Genomic DNA, 3,390 nt, shown 5'->3' with positions numbered 1-3,390 from the left:
GCTAGGGTCAAGTCTTACAGGTCAAAGATCCTTCGCTTGCGCTCAGGATGACTTGTGTAGAATCTAGAGTTAAATGTAGGACTATTCTAGTTAAATAAAATATTTATACTTTTAATTATAATTTTGAACCTGCGTCTTTATCAAAAATAATATCTACATTCTCATGAATTTTTAAGAATGTAACAGGGCATTGTGGATCAAGATATGCGTCCTTCAATCTTTTAACCATATCTGCTTTTGAAGTACCAAATGCCAGAACGATGATGTGTTTTGCTCTTAGTATACTTGCCATGCCCATAGTAACCGCTTGTCTTGGAACTTCATCCTTACTTTCAAAAAATCTCTTATTGGCTTCTATCGTGCTTTCAGTAAGATCCGTAACATGAGTCTCATTATATAACTTTATATCAGGTTCATTAAAGCCAATATGCCCATTATTTCCTATCCCTAATACTTGTAAATCAATTCCACCAAGATCTTGAATCAATTTTTCGTACTCTTCACACATTTTTTCTAAGTCTTCTGCGTCTCCTAATGGTACATGGGTATTTTCTTTATTAATATCAATATGATCGAATAAGTTTGTATTCATAAAATATCGATAACTTTGATCATGATCTCCGCTTAGACCAACGTATTCATCTAGATTAACAGTACGTACTTTCTTAAAGCTAATTTCGTTATTTTTATTTTTTTCAGCTAAGTTTTGATAAGTTTCAATAGGAGTAGAACCTGTCGCCAAGCCTAATACGGTGTCCTCCTTTTGCTTAATTTGTTCTGCAATAATATTAGAAGCAAATGCACTTGCTTCTTTAGGACTTTCAAAAACATGAAATCTCATTATACTTCACTCCTTTTTTTATATTTAAAACAATATAAAATTGTTTAATGATGCCATAATTATACATTTTACCCTGATACGTATTACCTTATCATTCCATTATAAGGTAATAAATCCTGTTTCCATTAATTCTTGCAACGCAAGATATAAGCCTAATTTACCATGATCATGAGTAAGACCTCCTTGTAAATAGGCAATATAGGGTTCTCGCATTGGGGCGTCAGCGCTTAATTCAATAGATGAACCTTGTATAAAGGCTCCTGCTGCCATAATAACTTGACTGTCGTATCCTGGCATATCCCAAGGTTCTGGTGTTACGTAAGAGTCTACTGGCGCTGCCTTTTGAACGGCTTTACAAAAGCTTATGACGGCCTTAGGATCTCCTAATTTTATGCTTTGAATGATATCACTTCTGTAATCATCTGATTTAGGGCGTACTTCAAAGCCCAAATCTTCAAATACTTTTGCAGCAAGTATGGCTGTTTTTACTGCTTCTGAAACAATATGAGGAGCTAAAAACAAGCCCTGCAGATAAGTTCGATTAATACCTAAAGTAGACCCTGTCTCCTTTGCAATACCCGGAGCGGACAACCTACAAGCGGCCTTGTATACATACTCCTCTTTTCCTACAATATAACCTCCTGTAGGCGAAATGCCGCCTCCTGGATTTTTGATCAAAGATCCAGCTATAAGGTCTGCTCCAACATCAGTAGGTTCTAATGTATCCATAAACTCACCATAGCAGTTGTCAACCATAACGATAACGTCTTTCTTAATGCCTTTGACAAAATCAATCAGCTCTGCAATTTGGCTAATCGTTAGAGCATTTCGCCATGCATAACCTGTAGACCTTTGTATGTAAATCATTTTGGTCTTTGAATGGATAGCTTCTTTAATAGATGAATAGTCTACTTTACCATCTACTAAGTCAACTTGATTATAGTTTACGCCATAATCTTTTAATGTGCCAAAATCTCCCTCATTATTATCCCAACCGATAACGGTTTGGATGGTATCATAAGGTGCACCTGTAACGGCTAATATCTCATCACCTGGTCTTAACACGCCATATAAACAAAGGGATATAGCATGGGTACCAGAAGAAATATGTGGCCTTACTAAAGCGTCTTCACTATTAAATACAGTAGCATAAACCTTCTCTACCCCTTCTCGCCCCTCATCATTGTATCCATAACCAGTAGACACTTGAAAATGTCTGTCACCTATACGCGCCTTTTGTAAAGCGGAAATGACTTTTAGCTGATTATGTTCTCTTATTTCATCAATATTCTTAAAACGAGAGATGATTTTTTCCTCGCTTTTAGAACAAAACTTTATGACGCTATCATCTATATTATATTCTCTTTTGATAAATTCAAATGTATCTTTGTGCAATGATAAAATCTCCTTTTTTAGGTGGTCAACAAAAGCTTTAAAATTAGGTGGTCAGGTGGTCAGGTGGTCGGGTGGTCAGCAAAACCTTAAAAGCTTAAAAGCTGAAAAGCTGAAAGTGGAAGGCGGAAAGCTGAAAAAACCGTGTTCGCCTTTAGGCGAGGTAGGTAAGATCTTTCGTCGCAAGCTCCTCAGGATGACAAAACTGGATCCTTACTGATTAGCTACGCGCCGAATGCATAACTAGTAATAGATCTATTCTGACGAAGAATCTTAAGACCCGAAAAGAATACCTAAACCCTGATCGCTGGTCGCTGATGGCTTAATGCTTTAACCATTTAATATAACGTAACATATCTTCTTCCAGCTCATCTAGCGAAAAGTAATCCTCTATCTTAAACCATTTAATCCGCTCATCTCTTCTAAACCATGTGAGTTGTCTTTTGGCAAAGTGCCTTGTGTCTCTTTTTAGGATTTCTATGGCTTCTTCTAGAGAGTATTCACCTTTTAAGTATTTGACGATTTCTTTGTAGCCTAAGCCTTGCATGCTGACTAAGTCTTCTTTGTAGCCCATATTTAGAAGCTTTTTTACTTCTTCTACTAAACCAGCTTCTATCATTTTATCAATTCTAAGTTCAATTCGAGCGTATAAAGTGCTTCGCTCCATAGATAGTCCTAATAAAATAGGCTCGTATTTTAATTCATTTTTCATAGATTCTTGATCTAATTGAGATTTTGTTTTTCCAGAAGTCTTGTATACTTCTAATGCCCTTATTACCCTCTTTACATTATTGGGATGAATGTTTTGTGCTGAAATCGGGTCTACTTCTCTTAAACGTTCATGAAGATAATAAGTTCCTTTTTCTTGTGCAAGAGCTTCTAATTCGCCTCTCAAAGTTTCGTTAGGCTCTGTCTTTGAAAAATCCCATGGCTTTGTCAAAGAGTTTACATACAAGCCTGTACCGCCTACTATAATAGGTCTTTTATTTCTAGATAAAATATCTTCAATGCATTTTTCGCTTAACTCACGAAAAACCGCTACCGAGAATTCTTCATCTGGCTTAATATGATCTATCATATAATGAGGGACTCCGTCCATTTCGTCTACGGTAGGCTTCGCTGTACCAATGTCCATGTATTTATAAATTTGCATGGAG

General features: G+C 36.3%; 3 protein-coding genes. All 3 read right to left on the bottom strand.

All coding sequences use genetic code 11. From position 1 onward, the window contains the following. Positions 1-115 precede the first annotated feature (115 nt). Positions 116-841 carry a glucosamine-6-phosphate deaminase gene (gene nagB, locus Q7P22_RS12555; protein ID WP_113921122.1) on the bottom strand — a complete coding sequence of 242 codons (726 nt, stop codon included), beginning with the start codon at positions 839-841 and terminating at the stop codon, positions 116-118. Between the two features lie 99 nt (positions 842-940). Further along, positions 941-2,236 carry a methionine gamma-lyase family protein gene (locus tag Q7P22_RS12550; RefSeq protein ID WP_303864653.1) on the bottom strand — a complete coding sequence of 432 codons (1,296 nt, stop codon included), beginning with the start codon at positions 2,234-2,236 and terminating at the stop codon, positions 941-943. 319 nt (positions 2,237-2,555) lie between these two features. Next, on the bottom strand, positions 2,556-3,390 hold an 835-nt coding region (miaA, locus tag Q7P22_RS12545; RefSeq protein WP_303864651.1), incomplete at its 5' end, for a tRNA (adenosine(37)-N6)-dimethylallyltransferase MiaA.

The organism is Alkalibaculum bacchi (genome assembly GCF_937875145.1).
Taxonomy (GTDB): Bacteria; Bacillota; Clostridia; order Eubacteriales; family Alkalibacteraceae; genus Alkalibaculum; species Alkalibaculum bacchi_A.
Note: the sequence above shows the minus strand (reverse complement) of the source record. Positions and strands in the feature narration are given on the sequence as shown.

What these genes read in the sequence shown, in the direction of transcription:
- nagB (WP_113921122.1), bottom strand. Translation starts at nt 841, where the DNA reads ATGAGATTTCATGTTTTTGAAAGTCCTAAAGAAGCAAGTGCATTTGCT.